The 18,874-nt window shown below is 72.6% G+C and carries 22 protein-coding genes; 15 read left to right on the top strand and 7 right to left on the bottom strand.

Annotated elements, in window-relative coordinates:
* Positions 1-177 precede the first annotated feature (177 nt).
* Complete coding sequence (locus tag Q2K16_RS23995) at positions 178-384, top strand: PspC domain-containing protein (RefSeq protein ID WP_302740331.1); 207 nt, start codon at positions 178-180, stop codon at positions 382-384.
* 180 nt (positions 385-564) lie between these two features.
* Here Q2K16_RS23995 and Q2K16_RS23990 read toward each other — a convergent pair whose 3' ends face one another.
* The 7 genes from Q2K16_RS23990 to pdxH all read right to left on the bottom strand — a co-directional run bounded on the left by Q2K16_RS23990 (position 565) and on the right by pdxH (position 6,638).
* A complete protein-coding gene (locus tag Q2K16_RS23990; RefSeq protein ID WP_302740329.1) occupies positions 565-1,332 on the bottom strand; it encodes a DUF4230 domain-containing protein in 768 nt (255 codons plus the stop codon).
* 101 nt (positions 1,333-1,433) lie between these two features.
* Entirely contained in the window at positions 1,434-2,597 is a 1,164-nt protein-coding gene (locus Q2K16_RS23985) for an acyl-CoA dehydrogenase family protein (protein ID WP_302740328.1), read from the bottom strand.
* Positions 2,598-2,629: 32 nt separating this feature from the next.
* Positions 2,630-2,935: a type II toxin-antitoxin system VapB family antitoxin gene (locus Q2K16_RS23980; RefSeq protein WP_145917627.1), complete on the bottom strand. Its 306-nt coding sequence runs from the start codon at positions 2,933-2,935 to the stop codon at positions 2,630-2,632.
* 179 nt (positions 2,936-3,114) lie between these two features.
* Positions 3,115-3,717, bottom strand: coding sequence for a nitroreductase family protein (locus Q2K16_RS23975; protein WP_302740326.1), 603 nt, complete (start codon positions 3,715-3,717; stop codon positions 3,115-3,117).
* 2 nt (positions 3,718-3,719) lie between these two features.
* Complete coding sequence (locus Q2K16_RS23970) at positions 3,720-4,649, bottom strand: aldose 1-epimerase family protein (RefSeq protein ID WP_302740325.1); 930 nt, start codon at positions 4,647-4,649, stop codon at positions 3,720-3,722.
* 70 nt (positions 4,650-4,719) lie between these two features.
* The gene (locus Q2K16_RS23965) at positions 4,720-6,012 is read right to left on the bottom strand and encodes an MFS transporter (RefSeq protein ID WP_302740324.1); all 1,293 of its coding nucleotides are present in this window, start codon (positions 6,010-6,012) and stop codon (positions 4,720-4,722) included.
* Positions 6,009-6,638 (bottom strand): pyridoxamine 5'-phosphate oxidase, encoded by a 630-nt coding sequence (gene pdxH / locus Q2K16_RS23960; protein WP_302746592.1) that lies wholly within the window; start codon positions 6,636-6,638, stop codon positions 6,009-6,011. The genes Q2K16_RS23965 and pdxH overlap by 4 nt, the downstream gene beginning before the upstream one ends.
* A 271-nt stretch (positions 6,639-6,909) precedes the next feature.
* Here pdxH and Q2K16_RS23955 point away from each other — a divergent pair, with 271 nt between their 5' ends.
* The 14 genes from Q2K16_RS23955 (at position 6,910) to Q2K16_RS23890 (ending at position 18,837) form a co-directional block, all read left to right on the top strand.
* Positions 6,910-8,016: a citrate synthase 2 gene (locus Q2K16_RS23955; RefSeq protein ID WP_088643529.1), complete on the top strand. Its 1,107-nt coding sequence runs from the start codon at positions 6,910-6,912 to the stop codon at positions 8,014-8,016.
* A 264-nt stretch (positions 8,017-8,280) separates the two neighbouring features.
* Entirely contained in the window at positions 8,281-9,408 is a 1,128-nt protein-coding gene (gene serC, locus Q2K16_RS23950; protein ID WP_302740321.1) for a phosphoserine transaminase, read from the top strand.
* A gap of 188 nt (positions 9,409-9,596) precedes the next feature.
* A complete protein-coding gene (gene sepH / locus Q2K16_RS23945) occupies positions 9,597-10,676 on the top strand; it encodes a septation protein SepH (RefSeq protein WP_302740320.1) in 1,080 nt (359 codons plus the stop codon).
* A gap of 60 nt (positions 10,677-10,736) precedes the next feature.
* Positions 10,737-11,312, top strand: coding sequence for an aldo/keto reductase (locus tag Q2K16_RS23940; protein ID WP_302740319.1), 576 nt, complete (start codon positions 10,737-10,739; stop codon positions 11,310-11,312).
* A 17-nt stretch (positions 11,313-11,329) separates the two neighbouring features.
* Entirely contained in the window at positions 11,330-12,781 is a 1,452-nt protein-coding gene (locus tag Q2K16_RS23935; protein ID WP_302740318.1) for a recombinase family protein, read from the top strand.
* A gap of 727 nt (positions 12,782-13,508) precedes the next feature.
* A complete protein-coding gene (locus Q2K16_RS23930) occupies positions 13,509-13,793 on the top strand; it encodes a hypothetical protein (RefSeq protein ID WP_302740317.1) in 285 nt (94 codons plus the stop codon).
* Positions 13,783-13,974, top strand: coding sequence for a hypothetical protein (locus tag Q2K16_RS23925; RefSeq protein ID WP_302740316.1), 192 nt, complete (start codon positions 13,783-13,785; stop codon positions 13,972-13,974). Before Q2K16_RS23930 ends, Q2K16_RS23925 begins: the two co-directional genes overlap by 11 nt.
* The gene (locus Q2K16_RS23920; RefSeq protein ID WP_302740315.1) at positions 13,971-14,132 is read left to right on the top strand and encodes a hypothetical protein; all 162 of its coding nucleotides are present in this window, start codon (positions 13,971-13,973) and stop codon (positions 14,130-14,132) included. Before Q2K16_RS23925 ends, Q2K16_RS23920 begins: the two co-directional genes overlap by 4 nt.
* A complete protein-coding gene (locus Q2K16_RS23915) occupies positions 14,129-15,958 on the top strand; it encodes an AAA family ATPase (RefSeq protein WP_302740314.1) in 1,830 nt (609 codons plus the stop codon). Before Q2K16_RS23920 ends, Q2K16_RS23915 begins: the two co-directional genes overlap by 4 nt.
* Entirely contained in the window at positions 15,955-16,119 is a 165-nt protein-coding gene (locus Q2K16_RS23910; protein WP_302740313.1) for a hypothetical protein, read from the top strand. Before Q2K16_RS23915 ends, Q2K16_RS23910 begins: the two co-directional genes overlap by 4 nt.
* A 2-nt stretch (positions 16,120-16,121) precedes the next feature.
* On the top strand, positions 16,122-16,439 hold the full coding sequence (locus Q2K16_RS23905; protein ID WP_302740311.1) for a hypothetical protein: 318 nt from the start codon (positions 16,122-16,124) through the stop codon (positions 16,437-16,439).
* A gap of 53 nt (positions 16,440-16,492) precedes the next feature.
* Positions 16,493-16,729, top strand: a complete 237-nt coding sequence (locus tag Q2K16_RS23900) for a hypothetical protein (protein WP_302740309.1) — start codon at positions 16,493-16,495, stop codon at positions 16,727-16,729.
* Positions 16,730-16,865: 136 nt separating this feature from the next.
* Positions 16,866-17,282 (top strand): terminase small subunit, encoded by a 417-nt coding sequence (locus Q2K16_RS23895; RefSeq protein WP_302740307.1) that lies wholly within the window; start codon positions 16,866-16,868, stop codon positions 17,280-17,282.
* A complete protein-coding gene (locus Q2K16_RS23890; protein ID WP_302740305.1) occupies positions 17,257-18,837 on the top strand; it encodes a terminase in 1,581 nt (526 codons plus the stop codon). Before Q2K16_RS23895 ends, Q2K16_RS23890 begins: the two co-directional genes overlap by 26 nt.
* Positions 18,838-18,874: the final 37 nt, after the last annotated feature.

Here is an 18,874-nt window from a genome sequence, read left to right as displayed (position 1 = left end):
TACCCGCCCGGTCCCCCGCACCCGGCCGTCGCGTCGGCAGGCGTCGGCCGGGGTCGACTCGGGTAACCACCTACGGGTACGGGGTCACCGGATCACCCTCGGGGCGGAGGGCACGGTGGCCACCCCTTCCTACCGTGGAACCAGCGCGGCGGATCGCCGCAGAGTGGGAGTACGACGATGAGTCGCAAACTGGTCCGGCCCCGCGAGGGGCGCATGCTCGCCGGTGTCTGTGCCGGCCTGGCCCGCCGGTTCAACACCTCGGCCACCCTCGTCCGGCTGCTGTTCCTGCTGTCGCTGCTGCTGCCCGGCACGCAGGTGATCATCTACCTGGTGCTGTGGATCCTGATGCCCAACGAGGACCGCTACGCCACCACCAGCTACTGACCGCCCCGGGCGTCACCCGGCGGGGCCGCGCCCACCGGGGCCGCGCCCGGTGATCAAGAGGTTCGCGTCAACGTGGAGATCAACACTGACGCGCACCTCTTGATCACCAGTACCGCCGTCGGACCCTCGACAGCGCCACCGCCACGCGGCACCGGGGCCGCGTGCCGGTGGCGCTTCGGGTCAGGAGGCCGTGTAGGTGATGGTGACCTTCTCGTAGCCGAGCGAGCGGAGCAGGCCCTCCAGCATCTTGCGGGTGTTCTCCTCGGCGCGCTGGGCCAGGCCGCTGTCCCGGGCCGCCGTGGTGATCCGCTCCTCGGCCATCCGGTAGACCTGCTGCTGCCGGTTGGGGTCGCCCTTGACCACGTCACCGATCCGGTTGAACAGGCCGCGCTCCTCGGCGAAGACGTAGCTCTTGTCCATGTCGAGGTTGGTCTCGCCGAGCTGCGGGGCGGGCAGCTTGATCTCGACGGACTTGCCGTCGGCGGACGGCACCACCGCCCCCTCGCCGATCTTGCCGAAGTCGACGTACGCCTCGACACTGCCCGCCCCCACGAACAGCGTCCGCTGGTTGAGCAGGAACTCCGGCACGTTGTGGCGGTCGTTCTGGAGGTCGACGACGACCTGGAAGTTGCCCTCGGCCGCCACGTAGCGGCTCAGATCCTGGATCGACTTGAGCAGCGGCGGCTGGCTGCGGTCGGTCTGTTCCTTGGCGAACGGGTTGCGGAACTCCGGGAAGATCCCGGTCACCTGCGTGCCGAGCAGCACCACCACGACCAACGCCGCCGCGCCGAGCACCCAGAGCAGGCCCCGGGCCGGGCCGCCGCCCGAGCGGGGCGGGTCGGCCGGTGGGGTGTCGGGGTCGACCGGGTCGCCCGACCGGGTGCGCAGTGTGTCGGCGGTCGGGTAGCCGGGGAACTCACTCTGGGGGGTTTCACCGTCGCGGGCCATCGCCCTCACCGTCCTCGTCAGACACGTGCCTCTGTCGATGACGGTACGGCCACCGTACGACGCGCGCGCGGCGAGCGACCCGAACGGGTGACGGGCGGTGGTCAGCCGAAGGCGGACAAGCCGGTGAGTCGCTGCCCGACGACCAGTTGGTGGATCTCGGAGGTGCCCTCGTAGGTGAGCACGCTCTCCAGGTTGTTGGCGTGCCGCATCACCGGATACTCGCCGGAGACCCCGTTCGCGCCCAGGATCGTCCGGCACTGCCGGGCGATCGCCAGCGCCTCCCGCACGTTGTTCAGCTTGCCCACGCTGACCTGGTCCGGTCGCAGCGTGCCCGCGTCGGCCAGCCGGCCCAGGTGCAGGGCGAGCAGCAACCCCTTGTTCCACTCCACGGCCATGTCGGCGAGCTTGGCCTGGGTGAGCTGGAAGCCGGCCAGCGGACGACCGAACTGGGTCCGGGTGCCGGCGTAGGACAGCGCCGTCTCCAGGCAGTCCCGGGCCGCGCCGAGCGCGCCCCAGACGATGCCCTGCCGGGCCTCGGTCAGGCAGCTCAGCGGTGCCCGGAGCCCGACCGCGCCGGGCAGCAGGGCGTCCGCCGGCAGCCGCACCCCGTCGAGGGCGATCTCGCCGGTCACCGAGGCCCGCAGCGACATCTTGCGGCGGATCTCACGCGCCGTCACCCCGGGGGTGTCCATCGGTACGAGGAAACCCCGCACCCCCTCGTCGGTACGCGCCCAGACCACCCCGACGTCGGCTATCGGCGCATTGGTGATCCACATCTTCGCGCCGTCGAGGAGCCAGTCGTCGCCGTCACGGCGGGCCCGGGTCGTCATCGAGGCCGGGTCGGAGCCGTGGTCGGGCTCGGTCAGGCCGAAGCAGCCGATCGCCTCACCGGCGGCCATCGCGGGCAGCCAGCGCTGCTTGTGTTCCTCGTCGCCGAAGCGCCAGATGGCGTACATGGCCAGCGAGCCCTGCACCGACACCAGGGAGCGGACGCCGGAGTCGCCGGCCTCCAGTTCCAGGCAGGCCAGCCCGTACGCGACCGCCGACGCGCCGGCGCAGCCGTACCCGGTCAGGTGCATGCCGAGCAGGCCGAGTCGGCCGAACTCGCGGGCCAGTTCCCGGGCCGGCACGTCGCCGTCCTCGTACCAGCCGGCGACGTGCGGGCGGACCCGGTCGTCGACGAGCCGGCGGACGACGGCCCGGATCTGGCGTTCCTCCTCGCCGAGCGAGGCGTCGACGTCCAGCAGGTCCAGCGGGGTGCCCATGGCCGTCACCTTAACGACTGCTCAGGCGGGCGTCACTCGGGCTGGCCGTTGTAGACCAGCACCCGGGCGTGGATCTGGTTGCGCTGCTGCAACGCCGCGCGCAACGCCCGGTGCAGGCCGTCCTCCAGGTAGAGGCCACCGTTCCACTGCACCACGTGCGGGAACAGGTCGCCATAGAAGGTGGAGTCCTCGGCGAGGAGCTTGTCCAGCGCCAACTCGCGCTTGGTCGTGATGAGCTGGTCCAACCGCAACGGGCGGGGCGGGATCTCCGCCCACTGCTTCAACGTCAGGTTGTGCTCCGGATAGGGACGCCCGTCCCGGACCGCCTTGAAGATCACGGCACGCTCCCCTCCCCCTGGTCGGGCCGACCCTCGGCGTGGTGCCGGGTCACGCCGAGCTGCCGCACCGTGCGGCACCGATCACGGTGCCAGCCTATCCGCCCCCGCCACACCGCGTTCTGCTCCCCGTTGTCGGTTTCCGTCGCCCCGTCACCCGCTGCGGATGGTACGAACCAGCATCAACTCCACCGGCCGCGCCGCACCACCTCGTCCACCGGCCGACGCCCCCGCCGCAGCGACGGTGACCGATGGTCGACCGCCCGATAACCTATCGTCATCGCGCCGATCGGGTGGTACTCCCCCGGCACCCCGAACGCCTCCCGGTACGCCGACAGCCGGTCGGGGGGAATGCCGAAGAAGCACGCCCCCAGCCCCTCGTCCACGGCGGTGAGCAGCATCAGCAGCGCGGCGAAGCCGGTGTCGACGTACCAGTAGGGCACCGGCCAGCGGTCCTCCGAACGGTCCGCCCAGCCCTTGTCCGGCTCGGCGTACCGCTCCAGGTAGGCCGAGCGGTTGGCGTGCGGCACCACGATCAGCGGGGCCCGGCGCATCCCGGCCAGCCACCGGTCCCGCCCACCACCGCCGGGCGTGGCCGCCGCCCAGAACCGGTCCCGGTCCGCCGGCTCCTCCAGCACCAGGAAGCCCCAGCCCTGGGCGAAGCCGGCCGACGGCGCCCGGACCGCGTGGTCCAGCAACCGCCGCACCACCTCCGGCGGGACCGGACGGTCCGGGTCGTAGTTGCGCACCATCCGGCGACGCCGGACCACCTCGCCGAACTCCACGCTCAGACCCCGGGCCGGATGCCCCAGGCGCCCCGCCAGGTCTCCCCCGGGGCCAGCGCGATCACGTCCCGACCTGACCGGAACGCGTCCGGCGGGCAGGTCATCGGTTCCACCGCCACCGACCGACGGTGCCGCTCGCCGGTCAACGCGTCACCGGTGAAGACCTGCCACCAGCCGAACTGGTGGTCGGCCCACAGGCGCACCCCGTCCGCGTCGTCCGGGGCGGTCAGGGTCACCGACGAACCACCGTCGTCGTCCCGGATCACGTCCCCGAAGCAGAGGTCGAGCTGCGCGTCGCCGATCGGCCGGGCGGTGGTCCAGTCGTACTCGGTGCCGGCCACCGGGGTCGCCCCGATCGGCAACAGCCGGGCGTCGACCTGGAGCCGGCTGCGGGCCGGCAGCCGCATCGTCAGGTCGTCCACCGCCACCCCGGCCAGCCGCAGGTACGGGTGGACGGAGAAGCCGAACGGCGCGGCCTCGGCCCCGGTGTTGGTCACCTCGTGCACGCCGCGCAACCCGTCCGCCCCCACGCTCCACCGGCTCCGCAGCCGCAGCGACCACGGGTAGCCAGGGGTCGGCGGCAGGTCGTAGCCGAGGGTCACCGCGTCGGCCGACTCCTCGACCGGCTGCCAGCGCACCCAGTTGACCAGGCCGTGCAGGGCGACCCCCCGGGCCGGCTCGGTCAGGTCGAGCTGCAACGACCGGCCGCCGAAGGAGTACTGCCCGTCCCTGATCCGGTTCGGCCAGGGGGCCAGCACGTGCCCGGCGCTACCGGGGCTGATCTCGTCCTCGGCGTACCCGTCGAGGTAGTCGACCCCGTCCCGCCGGTAGGTCCGTACCCCACCGCCGACCTCGACGATGACGGCCTCGTGACCGTCGGCGGCGATGGTCCACTGTGTCCCCGAGGGCGGGCGGTGCGCAGCGTTGTCCATGCCGTGACCTTAGTCCGTGCCCCGGCCCGCCCGCCGGACCCGGCGCACCCGTCCCACCGGCCCCGGAGGTTCAGTCGCGCCCCTGCGCCGCCGTGCCCGCCCGGTAGCGCAGCAGGGCCGGGAAAGTCACCACCAGCAGCACCGCCAGCCCGGCCGAGAGCAGCCCGCCGGCCACCCAGGCGACCGAGCCGCCGAACCCGGCGGCCATCGCCCCGGCCCGCAGGTCGCCCAGCCGGGGCCCGCCGGCCACCACCACCGTGTTCACCCCCTGGAGCCGGCCGCGCATCCGGTCCGGCGCGTAGACCAGCAGCATCGACTGCCGCAGCACCGCGCTGACCAGGTCGGCCGCCCCGGCCACCGCGAGCAGCAGCACCACCAGCCAGAGCTGCCGGGCCAGCCCGGCCGCCGCGATGGCCAGCCCCCAGCCGACCACCGCCACCACCAGGGCGAGCCCCTGCCGCCGCAGCCGGCCGATCCAGCCGGAGGTCAACCCGCCCAGCATCGCGCCGATCGCGATGGCGCTGTAGAGCCACCCCACCGCCGCCCCGCCGCCGAACCGCTCCTGCGCCACCTCGGGGAAGAGCGCCCGGGGCATGGCCAGGATCATCGCGATCAGGTCGATGGCGAACGAGGAGAGCAGCACCGGCGTGGTGGCCAGGTAGCGGAACCCGTCGAGGATGCCGGCCAGACCACCCCGGCGCACCTCCCCCTGCGCCGGTGGGGCCGGGGGCATCGCGGGCAGCCGTACCGTCGCCACCACCAGCGCGGTGAACAGCAGGGCGTCGGCCGCGTAGGCGACCGGCAGCCCGGCGTCGGTGCCGAACCCGGCGAAGACCAGGCCGGCGGCGAGCGGGCCGGCCACCGCCGCGGCGGTGAAGGTGGTGTAGTTCAGGGTGCTGCCCGCCGGGACCAGCTCGGGCGGGAGCAGCCGGGGCAGGATCGCCGAGCGGGCCGGTGAGCTGATCGCGAACGCGATCGAGTGCACCGTCACCAGGGCCAGCAGCAGCACCGGGCTGCCGAGGCCGGACAGCGCGTGCCCAAGCAGGCCGAGCACCGACAGCCAGAGCAGCGCCGAGCCGACCAGCAGCACCCGCCGCCGGTCCCGGGCGTCGGCCACCGCCCCGCCCCAGAGGCCGAAGACCAGCAGCGGCAGGAAGCCGGCCACCCCGAGCAGGCCGACCCAGAAGGAGTCCCGGGTCAGCGCGTACATCTCCACCGGCACGGCGACCGCGGTGAACTGGAACCCGAACATCGCCACCGTGTTGCCGAGCCACATCCGGCGGAACGCGGGGACCCGCAGCGGACGCAGGTCGATGGCCAGCCGACGGGCCCGGCCCGTCCGGGCCGGCTTGACGGCGGTCACGGGGCCAGCCGCTCGACGGCCCAGTCGCCCTCCTCGACCCGACGGAACCGCAGCCGGTCGTGCAGCCGCCCGGCGCGGCCCTGCCAGAACTCCACCGTCTCCGGGTGGACCCGGAACCCGCCCCAGTGCGGGGGCGCCGGGACCGGCGTGCCGGCCGGGAACCGCTGCGCCACCTCCCGGTACGCCTCCTCCAGCGCGGCCCGGTCCGGCACCACCGCCGACTGGGTGCTCGCCCAGGCCCCGAGCTGGGAGCCGCGCGGCCGGGAGGCGAAGTACGCTTCGGTCCCACCCCGCCCGACGTGCTCGACCCGACCGGTCACCACCACCTGCCGCTGCATCGGGAACCAGGGGAAGACCAGGCTGGCCCACGGGTTGTCGGCCAGTTCGGTGCCCTTGCGCGAGCCGTGGTTGGTGAAGAAGACGAACCCCTGCGGGTCGTACTCCTTGAGCAGCACGGTCCGGCCGCTGGGCCGGCCGGTGGCGTCGGCGGTGCCGAGGACCATCGCGTTCGGCTCGGGCAGGCCGGCGGCGACCGCGTCGGCGAGCCAGCGGCCGAACTGGGTGGGCCAGTCGGCGGCCAGATCCGTCTCGGAAAGCCCCAGGTCGGCGGCGTACTCGTGCCGCATGGCCGCCAGGGCGGGTGTGTCGCCCGTCACGTCGTCCTCCTCACGCCGGCCGTCCCGCGTCCCGACGACGCTGGTCAGCCCACCGATCAGTCTCACGGAGCGCACCCCGGAGTCCAGCGGCGGGGATGTCGCGTGCAGCACAGTCGCAGCGGGTCGCGCGCTTGGTTACTCACCAGGCAAGATGACGAGAACACATCCCTGAGGGTCGCCTTAGGTACCGGGCCGGACCGAGCCCGTGGCGGGCGCACCGAGCCAGAAGCCAGGAGACGACATGGCCGACTTCAAACCGGGCCTCGAAGGCGTCGTGGCCTTCGAGACCGAGATCGCCGAACCGGACCGCGAGGGTGGCGCGCTGCGCTACCGGGGCGTGGACATCGAGGATCTGATTGGCCAGGTCTCCTTCGGCAACGTCTGGGCCCTGCTGGTCGACGGGCGTTTCGGCCCCGGCCTGCCGCCCGCCGAGCCGTTCCCGGTGCCGGTGCACTCCGGCGACATCCGCGTCGACGTGCAGTCCGCGGTCGCCATGCTCGCCCCGTACTGGGGGCTCAGTCAACTGCTCGACATCTCCGACTCCCAGGCCCGCGCCGACCTGGCCCGGGTCTCGGTCACCGCGCTGTCCTTCGTCGCCCAGTCCGCCCGCGGGCTGGGCCTGCCGGCGGTGCCGCAGAAGGAGATCGACAAGGCGGAGACCATCGTCGAGCGGTTCATGAAGCGCTGGCGGGGCGAACCGGACCCCCGGCACGTCAAGGCCGTCGACGCGTACTTCATCTCGGCCGCCGAGCACGGCCTGAACGCCTCCACCTTCACCGCCCGGATCGTCGCCTCCACCGGGGCCGACGCGGCGGCCTGCATCTCCTCGGGCATCGGCGCGCTGTCCGGCCCGCTGCACGGCGGCGCGCCGTCGCGGGTGCTCACCATGCTGGAGGCCGTCGAGCGCAGCGGCGACGCCGAGGGGTACGTCAAGGGCGTCCTCGACCGGGGTGAGCGGCTGATGGGCTTCGGCCACCGCGTCTACCGGGCCGAGGACCCGCGCGCCCGGGTGCTCCGGCGCACCGCGCGGGAGCTGGGCGCGCCGCGCTTCGAGGTGGCCGAGGCGCTGGAGAAGGCCGCCCTGGCCGAGCTCCAGGCCCGCCGCCCGGACCGCGTCCTCGCCACCAACGTCGAGTTCTGGTCGGCAGTGGTCCTCGACTTCGCCGAGGTGCCGGCGCACATGTTCACCTCGATGTTCACCTGCGCCCGGATGGGCGGCTGGTCGGCGCACATCCTGGAGCAGAAGAAGCTCCAGCGGCTCGTCCGGCCGTCGGCCCGCTACGTCGGGCCCGGCACTCGCAAGCCGCAGCAGGTCGAGGGCTGGGACGCCATCCCGCACGGCGTCTGAGCACACCTGCTCCGCGAGGGGCGTCGACCGGCCGGTCGACGCCCCTCGCGCGTGGCCGGCCCCCGGCCCCCGGTGTGTCCGACGCCTCAGCCCCGGGCCTGGGACCAGCCGGCATCCGGGCCGCCACGGGTGCGAGGATGAAGGCCGGCAGTGTCGCCGGACCAGGCCCGGACCCGGCCACGACGTGCGTTCAGCGCGCGTCCGCCGCGGCTCCGCGCCCGTTGAAGGGCCCGCCCTCGCCCATGCGGAAGGATCGAGAAAACCGTGGCTGACGCACCGACCATCCGGATTCCCGACGACATCAAGCCCGCCGACGGGCGGTTCGGCTGCGGGCCGTCCAAGGTCCGTCCGGCGGCGGTCTCCGCGCTCGCCGACGTGGCGACCAGCTTCCTGGGCACCTCGCACCGGCAGCAGACCGTCCGGGCCGAGGTCGCCCGGCTCCGTCGGGGCCTGGCCGAGTTCTTCTCCCTCCCCGAGGGCTACGAGGTGGTCCTCGGCAACGGCGGCACCACCGCCTTCTGGGAGGTCGCCACCTTCGGGCTGGTCCGCGACCGGGCCCAGTTCGCCAGCTTCGGCGAGTTCGGCGCGAAGTTCGCCAAGTCGGTCAAGGACGCGCCGTTCCTCGGCGAGCCGACCGTCCGCAAGGCCGAGCCGGGCAGCGCCCCGAGCCTGGTCGCCGAGGCCGGGGTGGACGTCTACGCCACCCCGCACAACGAGACCTCCACCGGTGTCGCGGTGCCGATCGGCCGGGTCGCCGACGCCGACCCGGGCTCGCTGCTGCTGGTCGACGCCACCTCCGGGGCCGGCGGTCTGGACGTCAACGTCGGCGAGACCGACGTCTACTACTTCGCCCCGCAGAAGTGCTTCGGCTCCGACGGCGGCCTCTGGCTGGCCCTGATGTCGCCGGCCGCGCTGGAGCGGGCCGCCGAGATCAAGGGCTCCGGCCGCTACATCCCGGCCTTCCTCGACCTGGTCACCGCGATCGACAACTCGCGGCTGGAGCAGACGTACAACACCCCGGCGCTGGCGACCATCTTCCTGGCCGCCGAGCAGACCGACTGGATGAACGCGCAGGGCGGCCTGAGCTGGGCGGCCAAGCGTACCGCCGAGAGCGCCGGGATCGTCTACGGCTGGGCCGAGCGGTCCGCGTTCGCCACCCCGTTCGTCACCGATCCGACGCTGCGCTCCAACGTGGTCGCCACCGTCGACTTCGCCGACGGGGTCGACGCCGCCGCGATCGCCAAGGTGCTGCGGGCCAACGGGATCGTCGACACCGAGCCGTACCGCAAGCTCGGCCGCAACCAGCTGCGGGTCGCGCTCTTCCCGGCGGTGGAGCCGTCCGACGTGGAGGCCCTCACCGCCGCCATCGACTACGTGGTCGAGCGGCTCTGATCACACCCGTCACAGTGGGTGGTCGCAGCGGCTGCTGCGGCCACCCACTGTGATCATTGCCGCAGCTCAGTCGCGACATGCGGATTCACCTCCCCCACCTGCGGGCAGATGGGCGTACGGTGGTGCGAGGACGCCCGGGTGGCCGGCTCGTGGCGTGACGGCCAGCGAAGCGGGACGGAGGCTACGCCATGCGCCCAGTACGCTTCGTCGCCCTCTCCGAGGACGGCCAGGCGCTGGTGCTCGCCGACGAGGTCGGGCGCCTGCTCGCCCTCCCGATCGACGAACGCATCGCGACCGTGCTGCACGCCGAGCCCGGCACGCCGCCGCTCGCCGTCGTCCCGGTCGGGGCCGATCCGACCCCGTCGCTGTCCCCCCGCGACATCCAGGCCCGCATCCGCTCCGGCGAGTCCGCCGAGGACGTCGCCCGGATCGCCGGCGTCCCCGTCGACCGGGTGCTGCGCTACGCCGGCCCGGTGCTCCAGGAGCGGGCCATGCTCGCCCAGCACGCCCGGCGCACCCGGCTCAAGGGCGCCGAGAAGGCCACCCCGCTGGCCGAGGTGGTCAACGGCCGGCTGGCCCAGCACGGCATCGACACCGAGAAGATCTCCTGGGACGCGTTCCGGCGCGACGACGGCACCTGGCGGATCATCGCGACCTGGCCGTCGGGCAAGGCCACCGCGCAGGCCGTCTGGGATCTCGACAAGCTCCGGCAGAACGTCACCCCGCACGACGACATGGCGCAGTACCTCTGCGCCGAGCGTCCCACGCCGATCCTCGGCCAGGAGCCGGCACCGGAGCGGGGCGGTCACGCGCTGCCCGGCCCGTCGCGCGGTGAGCCGAGCCGGGGCGGGCACGGCCTGCCGGCCGCCAACGAGCAGGCCCGACCGGGCCGGGACCCGATCCGGGCCGGCCGGGACGCGCTGCTCGCCTCGCTGGACCGTCCGCTCGGCGGCACCTCGGGGCGGGGTCTCGACCCGCGTTCCCCGGCCGCGCTGGCCGGTGCCGACGCCCCCCGTCAGCGGGCCGTCGGCGGTGGCGCCGCCGCGCTGCTCGGCGGTGGGCAGGGTTCCGCCTTCGACGACGACTCGGACGCGCCGAAGGAGGTCCCGGCCGTACCGTCGCTGGCGGTGCTCCGGCCGCGTCGCACCGGCGCGGCGGCTGCCGCCGGCGGCGAGTCGACGGACGCCTCGGGCAAGCCGCGTAAGCGCCTGCCGAGCTGGGACGACGTCCTGTTCGGCAGTGGCCCGGCGGCCCGCGAGTCCTCCTGACCCGAGGCTCCACCCTGGCATCAGGAGGCACTGCGCCCGCGCGCGTGTCAGGGTGGGGTCATGGAGTACACGAATCTGGGACGCACCGGCCTGTCGGTGAGCCGGCTCTGCCTCGGCACGATGAACTTCGGGCCGCAGACGTCCGAGCCGGACAGCTTCGCCATCATGGACCGGGCGCTCGAACACGGCATCAACTTCTTCGACACCGCCAACGTGTACGGCTGGCAGACCGGCGAGGGGATCACCGAGCAGATCATCGGCCGCTGGTTCGCCCAGGGCGGGGGCCGGCGGGAGAAGGTCGTCCTGGCCACCAAGGTCTACGGCAAGATGGGCGAGTGGCCCAACGACCAGGGCCTGAGCGCCAGGCACATCGTCCGGGCCTGTGAGGACTCGCTGCGGCGGCTCCAGACCGACGTGATCGATCTGTACCAGATGCACCACGTCTCCCGCAGCACCCCGTGGGAGGAGATCTGGCAGGCGATGGAGACCCTGGTCGCGCAGGGCAAGGTGATCTATGTCGGGTCGTCCAACTTCGCCGGCTGGCACATCGCCCAGGCGCAGGCCGCCGCCGGGAAGCGCAACTTCCTCGGCCTGGTCGCCGAGCAGTCCATCTACAACCTGCTTTCCCGTACTTAACCTGTAAGCTACGCCGCATGACCGACAGCACGCAAGAGCGGGCAGCCGTCTACGGGCGGCAATCCCGAGGCAAGGCCAAGAGCATCGGCGAGCAGCTCGACGCCGGGGCGTACGTCATCGCCGCTGAGGGCTGGGAGCACGCCGGGAACTACCAGGACGGCACCAGCGCATCCCGCAGCGCACGCACCGTCCGCGACGACTGGCAGCGCATCCTGGCCGACATCGCCGTCAAGGCGTTCACCGTGCTGATCATGTGGGAGTCCAGCCGCGGCGACCGCACCCCGGAAACGTGGTTCGCGTTCCTGTCCCTGTGCCGCGCCCAGGGCGTCCGCATCCACATCATCAGCCACGAGCGCACCTACGACCTGAGTCTTCCCCGGGACTGGAAGACCCTCGCCGAGGAGGGCGTCAGCAACGCGTACGAGACGGAGCTGCTGTCGCTGCGCGTCCGCCGAGGGCACGCCGGGTCGGCGGCGGCCGGCCGCCCGTCGCACGGTCGCACCCCGTACGGCTACCGGCGCACCTACGACCCGGCCACCGGGGAGCTGGTCGGCCAGGTCGCCGACGAGACCACCGCGCCCGTGGTGCGGGAGATCGTCGCCCGGATCGCCAAGGGTGACGCGATCTCGACCATCGTCAACGACCTGAACGCCCGGCAGGTGCCGACGATCGGCGCGAAGGCCTGGTACCGGCAGCGCGTCATCGACATCGCCCGGAACGTGGCGTACGTCGGCATCCGGGTGTTGAACGACCAGCAGTTCCCCGGCGACTGGCCGGCCATCGTCGAGCCGGCCGTGTTCTGGGAGACGCAGGCGATCCTGAGCAACCCGGCCCGGATCACCACCCGGCCGGGTCGGCAGAAGCACCTGCTGTCGTACCTCGGGACGTGCGGGCCGTGCGGCAGCAACCTGACCGCCGTGCGCGGCCGGTACCGGTGCCTCGCCCCGGGCTGCGTGACGATCGTCCAGGCGCCCACTGACGACATGGTGACGAGGATGGTGCTCAGCCGGCTCGCCCGGCCGGACGCGTACACGGCGCTGCGGCAGGCCGGCGCGGACTCCGACCGGGAGGTGCTCGCGGCCCGGAAGGAGGCCGCCGAGCTGACCGCGAAGCTGGACGAGTGGCGGTTGTCGGCAGCCCTGGGCGAGACTTCCCCGGCGTCGTTGGCGGTGATCGAGGCGGACCTGACGCGGAAGATCCGGACCGCTGAGCGGCGGGCCGAGCATGCGTCGATCCCGCCCGCGCTGCGGCAGATCCTGGAGCCAGGTACGGACGTGCGGGTGCGCTGGGATGCCGCGCCGTTGCCGGCACGACGGGAGGTGATCCGCGCGCTGGCCGTGATCAAGGTCGACCAGGCGTCTTCACCCGGCGGTCGCAACTTCGAGCCGGAGCGTCTGGGTCCGTCGCGGTGGGTCGGCGACAAGCGAACCTGGGCCGAGATATGGGCAGAATCCCGCGACGGGGAGTGATCGACACCCTGATGACGGTGGCCACCAACCGGACTCGTAAGAGACGGCCGCCCAGGTGTGCGCCGGGCTGCTCGTACTTCGACCCCCGGGCCATCCACATCGAGTGGAAGACGGGATGAACTGATCGAGATCAACTCGGCCTGGAGTGTCAGCCCGCCGACAAAACGCAAGCGGACTCCACCTTTCGTCGGAGAAACACGCACAGTAGTGCGGCCATGTGGCACAGATCACACCCGATTTGGGTGGTGTCGCGTAAGTGGTTCGCTGGATTTCGCTGGATTTCGCAGGGAGCGCAGCCCCTACCTGCGGGTTTGCCAGCATGTTGCAACCGGGGCCAGTCGCGCTAAGTATTCGAACGCACGTGCCCAGAGGTGCCCAACGCACATGTATTCCGTCCGCACTGTTCCGCAGGGCTCAGCTGAGCGCTGTACGTGCACTGGCCTGGATAGACACAAGCGCGGTGCCGTACTAGCGTTTCCGCCAGCACGACACCGCACCTTCTGAATGTAGTTCCCCGACCCCGAGCGCCAACTCGGACGGAGGGATGCGCACCGCGCCAACGGCGTTGCATCCGTGCATCAACCTAGCGCTGTGCCCCAGGTGTTGCCAGTGGGCAATACCTGGCAATGCCGGGAACACCGGGGAACACCCGGGAACCGGCGTTACGCAGAGTTACATGCAGCCGTCCGGCGACCCGGGGCGGGGCTGACCGAAAGGTTCGCCCCCGATGTCCTCGACCCACCCCTCCGCGACCTCTGAAGTCGCCAGCCTCGCCGCCCACGTCAAGTGGGCCACCTGCCCGGACCGGACCGCCGCCACCGCTGCCGCCCGCGCATCCTTCGCCGCCCGCTGGGAGCGCCAGGTCGACCCCGACGGCACCCTCGACCCCGCCATCCGCGCCGAACGCGCCGCCGAGGCCAAGCGCGCCCACTTCGCCGAACTCGCCCTCAAGTCGGCCGACGTCCGGCGAGCCAAGGCCGCCGCCCGGAAGGCGGCCGGCAATGCTGCGTGAACTCCAGGGCCGGACCGCGCCCAGCACCGTGGGCCAACTGGTCGCCGCCACCGTCGCCGCCGCGCCGCCGCTGACCGTTGAGCAGCGTCACCGCCTCGCGGCACTGCTCCGCCCGGTCACGGCGGAGCAGGTCCCCGTCGTCGGCCGGCGGCCCGAACTCGCGACGCGGGCGGCAGCATGAGCGCCCCTGGGTACACCCCGGCTCGGCCGGTGGTGACCGGGTGCCGGCGGTACGGCGGGTGCCGGCCCGAGGCGCGCTGCCCGGAACACCGGGTCGACGTCGACCCGCCGTCGATCGGGGAGCTGATCCGCGAGATCGCCCAGGGGCAGCGCGAGTGACCGACCTGATCACCGGAGCCGAACGCATCGTGCTCGGCTCCCTGCTGCTCGACCCGGCCGCGATGGACAAGGCCCACGGTCGCCTCACCCCACTGTCCTTCAAGCATCCCCCGCACGGCACCATCTACCGGCACGTGCTCGCGGCCCGCGCCGCCGGTGAACCGACCGAACCCCTGGCGCTGGCCCGGCGGCTCGACGCCGCCGGGGAACTCGCCAGGGTCGGCGGGGCACCGTACCTGCACGACCTGATTCAGGCCGTGCCCGTCGCCGCCCAGGTCGACCACTACATCGGCGTGGTTCTCGACGCCGCCGGGCAACGGGACCTCGCCGAGCAGGCCGCGCTACTCGGCCAGGCCGCCGCGCTGGCCGACCCGGACCGCCGCCGCCAGGCCGTCGCCGACGTGGCCGCACACCTGGCCGCCACCGCACAACCGGCCCGCACCGGGCGCATGGTCAAGCTCAAGTCCGCCGCCGGCATCAAGCCCCGGCGCGTCCGGTGGCTGTGGGAAGGCCGGGTGCCCGTCGGGGAGATCACCCTCGTCGCCGGCCGGGAGGGCGCCGGGAAGTCGACGTTCCTCGCGTGGATGGTCCGGGCCATCACCCGGGGCGAGCTGGCCGGCGAGTTCCTCGGCCAGCCTCGCGCCGTGCTGTACGCCGCCGCCGAAGACTCGTGGGAATACACCGTCGTGCCCCGGCTCATCGCCGCCGGAGCCGACCTGGAACTGGTCTACCGGGTCGACGTCGAAGACCTGGAGCACGGCCAGGCCAAGATGACGCTCCCGGCCGACACCGCCGACGTCATGGCCGCCGGCAGGGAAGCGGGTGCGGCGGTGCTGATGCTCGACCCGGGCCTGTCGTTCCTCGACGACCGGATCGACACCTACCGCACGCCGGAGGTGCGCCCGGCCCTGGAGGCGCTCCGCCGACACGCCGAGCAGTACCGCCTGTCCGTGATCATGCTGTGCCACTTCAACAAGGGCCAGGGGACCGACGTCCTGACGAAGATCGCCGGATCGCGGGCCTTCGCGGAGGTGGCCCGCGCCGCCCTGGCGGTCGCCGTCGACGACAGCGACGACGACGAAGGCCCACCCGACGACGGGCTACCGCCGTTCGCCGACCGGCCCGACCGCCCGAAGGAGCCCAGGGAGAGCACGGTCATCCTGAGCCAGGCGAAGAACAACCTCGGCCGGTCCGACCACCCGAACCTGACCTACGCCATCCGGGACACCATCGTCGAGACCGACGACGGGGACGCGCACGTCGGCCGGCTGCACTGGGTCGGCCAGACCGACCGGACCGCCGAGCAAGCCCTCAACGGGATCAAGACGGCGTCGAGCAAGAAGCCGCTCGGCGACACCGGGCAGGCCATCGTCAACGTGGTCACCGCGGCCCGGCACACGCAGACCACCAGCGAGGTCGTCGCCGCGCTACCCGACTTCGCGGACGGCACGGTGAAGAAGGAGCTGCGCCGCCTGGTCGACCGGGGCGTGCTCTACCAGCCCAGCCGTGGGCACTACGCGGTGAGCTGGAGCCAGCAGCGCGGAAGTGGCACCACCCCACCCGCAGGCGCTGCCACTACTGCCACTTTCGCCAGTGGCAGGCCCTCCCATGGTGAAGCTGCCACTTCTGCCACTTCTGCCACTTTCCCTGCTCACACACACCAACTTATTGATGATGATGATAGAGAGAGTGCCACTACTGCCACTTTCGGAAGTGGCAAAGTGGCGAAAGTGGCAGTAGTGGCAGGGGTCAACGGTGCCACTGCCACTTCGGACGACCTGTGGTCGACCACACTCACCGAGCCGCCCCCGGACGGTGAGTGGTGACCGAGCAGGAAGCCGCCGAGTGGCAGGAACGCCTCCAGGCCGCCACCGCAGCAGCGGTGCGCCGCCGGGAAGATCGGCGCAAGCTACGCGCCCAACTCGACGCCGCACGGGCCATCGGCCTACAGCGGCGCCACCATCAGAAGCTCCACCGGAAGGTCTGACCATGAAGCTCATCCCGCAGTCGTACCCGCTGTTCCTGGGCATCGCCGACCCCGACCACCCCGACCCGGAGTCGACCATCAAGGTCCGGGCCGTCGTCGCCTGGCGGGCCGACCCCTACGACGACCTGCTGCCCATGGTCATCGGGGAATCTGGCACGCCCAGCGCCGTCCAGATCAGCGACGAGATCGGACCCCTGTTCGCCTACGAGATGACCGTCGAAGCGGCCCGTCGGTCCGTGGGCAGGCAGATCGAGGAACGCAAGCGCCTCATCGAGCAGCGCCAGCAGCGGAAGCCGCACCTGACCAAGGTCGACCCCTGAGCCGATCGTGGGCCAAGGGCAGCACCAGGGCTTGGCGTAGAACCCGGGCCCTGGTGCTGCTCCGTGACGCCGGGAAGGGCTGCCGCGCCCACCTCGACGGGTGGTGCGCCCAGGTGCCCGGCATCCACCAGTGCACCGACACGCAGGACGTCGCCCACCACACGCTCGGCAAGGCCGTCACCGGCGACGACCCCCGACACCTGGTGGCCGCGTGCGCCGCGTGCAACCTGCACATCGGTGACCCGGCGCGACACGTCGACCCACCCGACCGGCCGGTGACCCGGTGGTGAACGCGACCGGCCGCGTGAGCTGCGGCTTTTCCCCAGCGGGTACCCCCCGGACACCCGCGCTCTGTCCTTTTTCTCTCTCCCCGAGGTGGCCGGCCCCGGGGTGCCAAGCCGATCTGTCACGAGGGGTGAGCGGACTGTGACGACTCAGGGGCCGATGGTGCGGGCGGTGGTCGACGCCCTGCGGGTGGCCGAGTTGCGGCCGGAGGATGGCGCGGCGCAGGCCCTGGCGCGCCGGTACGCCGCGCTCATCGACGAGGCGGTGCCGCTGGCGAAGTACGACAAGCCGTTGCGGGCGTTGCGCCAGGCGGTGCGGGAGTGCAGCGACCCGGGCGCGGTGGAGCACCTGGCGAGGATCGAGCAGGCGCTCGCCGCGCACTCGGTAGCGTCCGACCTTGGCCCGAAGTTGCTCGCCGCGCTGACCGCGCTGGGGATGACCGCTGCGGGCCGTAGCACGAAGGGAGGTGCCGGCGGTGGTGTCGGCCCTGTTAGCCCCGTCGCCTCCAAGCTCGACGAGTTGCGAGCCCGACGTGACCGTGGACAGCGTTCGGGGTAGCACGACGCCCCGGCTGTTCACGCCGCCGCTGGTGGTCGGTCCGCCCGGCCCGTGCGGGTGCGGGTGCGCCCTGACGCCGGAGAGCAGCTACGGCTTCGACGTCGACGAGTTCGCCCGGGAGGTGCTGCGGCATCCGCTGGACCCGTGGCAGCGGTGGTCGGCGATCCACGCCGGGGAGCTGCTGCCGGACGGGTCGCCGCGGTTCAGCATCGTGCTGATCCTGGTCGCCCGGCAGAACGGCAAGACCGAGTTGCTGGTGGTGCTGGCGCTGTACTGGCTGTACGTGGCGCGGATCGCCCTGGTGCTCGGCACCAGCACGAAGCTGGACTACGCCAAGGAGTCGTGGAAGAAGGCGGTGAAGCTGGCCCGGTCCATCCTGGAGTTGGCCGCCGAGATCCCGAAGCGTGGCGGGGTGCGCAAGGCCAACGGGGAGCAGGAGTTGGTGGCGGTGCCGGCCGGCGCGGCGAACCCCGACGACCCGGACGACCCGGAGGCGTGCCGGTACAAGATCGCGGCGGCGAACGACGAGGGCGGCCGGTCGCTGTCGATCGGCCGGTTCATCGCCGACGAGCTGCGCCAACACCACTCGTATGAGGCGTGGGACGCGGCCGAACCGGCGACGTCGGCGGTGGACGGGTCGCAGATCTTCGCCCTGTCGAACGCGGGCGACGACCGGTCGGTGGTGCTCAACGATCTGCGGGGGGACGCCCTGGCGGCGATCGAGGCCGGGGAGGGCGGCGACCTGATGCTGGCCGAGTGGTCCGCACCGGAGGACGCCGACCCGTTGGACCTGGCCGCGCTGGCGCAGGCGAACCCGAACCTGGGGCACCGCAAGAACGCGCGGAAGCTGCTCGCCGCCGCCCAGCGGGCGGTCGCCCGGGGCGGCGACAAGCTGACCGGTTTCAAGACCGAACACATGTGCATCCGGGTGCAGATCATGGACCCGGCGATCGACCCGGGCGCGTGGCGGGACTGCTGCGTTCCGGCGCCGCTGGACATGGAGCAGCGGCAGCGCCTGGCCGCGTGCGTGGACCTGGCCCCGGACGGCACTCACGCGACCCTCGCCGTGGCGGTCATCCTCGACGACGGGCGGGTGCGGGTGGAGACGGTGACCGAGTGGACCGGCATGGACGCGGCCACCCAGCTGGAGCGGGAGCTGCCGGCGTGGGTGGCCCGGGTGCGGCCGACGGTGCTGGGTTGGTACCCGGGCGGGCCGGCGGCGGCGGTGGCCACCCGGCTGGTCGACCGGCGCAAGGACGGGGTGCGGGGGTGGCCGCCCCGGGGGACGCGGGTGGCGGAGATCCGGGGCGAGATGACGGCGGTGTGCATGGGCTTCGGCAAGGAGGTCCGGGCCAAGACGCTGGTGCACTCGGGGCAGCCGTTGCCGGGGGCGCAGGTGGCGAAGGCGGAGAAGCTGCGGCGCGGCGACGGCTGGGTGTTCACCCGGGCCGGCGGGCACGTCGATGCGGTGTACGCGATGGCCGGCGGGGTGTACCTGGCGCGGACGATGCCGAAGCTGCGCGCCGTGTCTCGGCGCACCCGTTCAGCCACTTGACCTACGAATCGAAGGTTCGGCGGCCCTGTGACTGATG

This window comes from Micromonospora cynarisoli, assembly GCF_030518815.1.
GTDB lineage: Bacteria > Actinomycetota > Actinomycetes > Mycobacteriales > Micromonosporaceae > Micromonospora > Micromonospora wenchangensis.
Note: the sequence above shows the minus strand (reverse complement) of the source record. Positions and strands in the feature narration are given on the sequence as shown.

What these genes read in the sequence shown, in the direction of transcription:
- Q2K16_RS23905 (WP_302740311.1), top strand. Translation starts at nt 16,122, where the DNA reads ATGAAGCTCATCCCGCAGTCGTACCCGCTGTTCCTGGGCATCGCCGAC.
- Q2K16_RS23970 (WP_302740325.1), bottom strand. Translation starts at nt 4,649, where the DNA reads ATGGACAACGCTGCGCACCGCCCGCCCTCGGGGACACAGTGGACCATC.
- Q2K16_RS23920 (WP_302740315.1), top strand. Translation starts at nt 13,971, where the DNA reads ATGAGCGCCCCTGGGTACACCCCGGCTCGGCCGGTGGTGACCGGGTGC.
- pdxH (WP_302746592.1), bottom strand. Translation starts at nt 6,638, where the DNA reads ATGCGGCACGAGTACGCCGCCGACCTGGGGCTTTCCGAGACGGATCTG.
- Q2K16_RS23935 (WP_302740318.1), top strand. Translation starts at nt 11,330, where the DNA reads ATGACCGACAGCACGCAAGAGCGGGCAGCCGTCTACGGGCGGCAATCC.
- sepH (WP_302740320.1), top strand. Translation starts at nt 9,597, where the DNA reads ATGCGCCCAGTACGCTTCGTCGCCCTCTCCGAGGACGGCCAGGCGCTG.
- Q2K16_RS23955 (WP_088643529.1), top strand. Translation starts at nt 6,910, where the DNA reads ATGGCCGACTTCAAACCGGGCCTCGAAGGCGTCGTGGCCTTCGAGACC.
- Q2K16_RS23925 (WP_302740316.1), top strand. Translation starts at nt 13,783, where the DNA reads ATGCTGCGTGAACTCCAGGGCCGGACCGCGCCCAGCACCGTGGGCCAA.
- Q2K16_RS23985 (WP_302740328.1), bottom strand. Translation starts at nt 2,597, where the DNA reads ATGGGCACCCCGCTGGACCTGCTGGACGTCGACGCCTCGCTCGGCGAG.
- Q2K16_RS23990 (WP_302740329.1), bottom strand. Translation starts at nt 1,332, where the DNA reads ATGGCCCGCGACGGTGAAACCCCCCAGAGTGAGTTCCCCGGCTACCCG.
- Q2K16_RS23995 (WP_302740331.1), top strand. Translation starts at nt 178, where the DNA reads ATGAGTCGCAAACTGGTCCGGCCCCGCGAGGGGCGCATGCTCGCCGGT.
- Q2K16_RS23940 (WP_302740319.1), top strand. Translation starts at nt 10,737, where the DNA reads ATGGAGTACACGAATCTGGGACGCACCGGCCTGTCGGTGAGCCGGCTC.
- Q2K16_RS23930 (WP_302740317.1), top strand. Translation starts at nt 13,509, where the DNA reads ATGTCCTCGACCCACCCCTCCGCGACCTCTGAAGTCGCCAGCCTCGCC.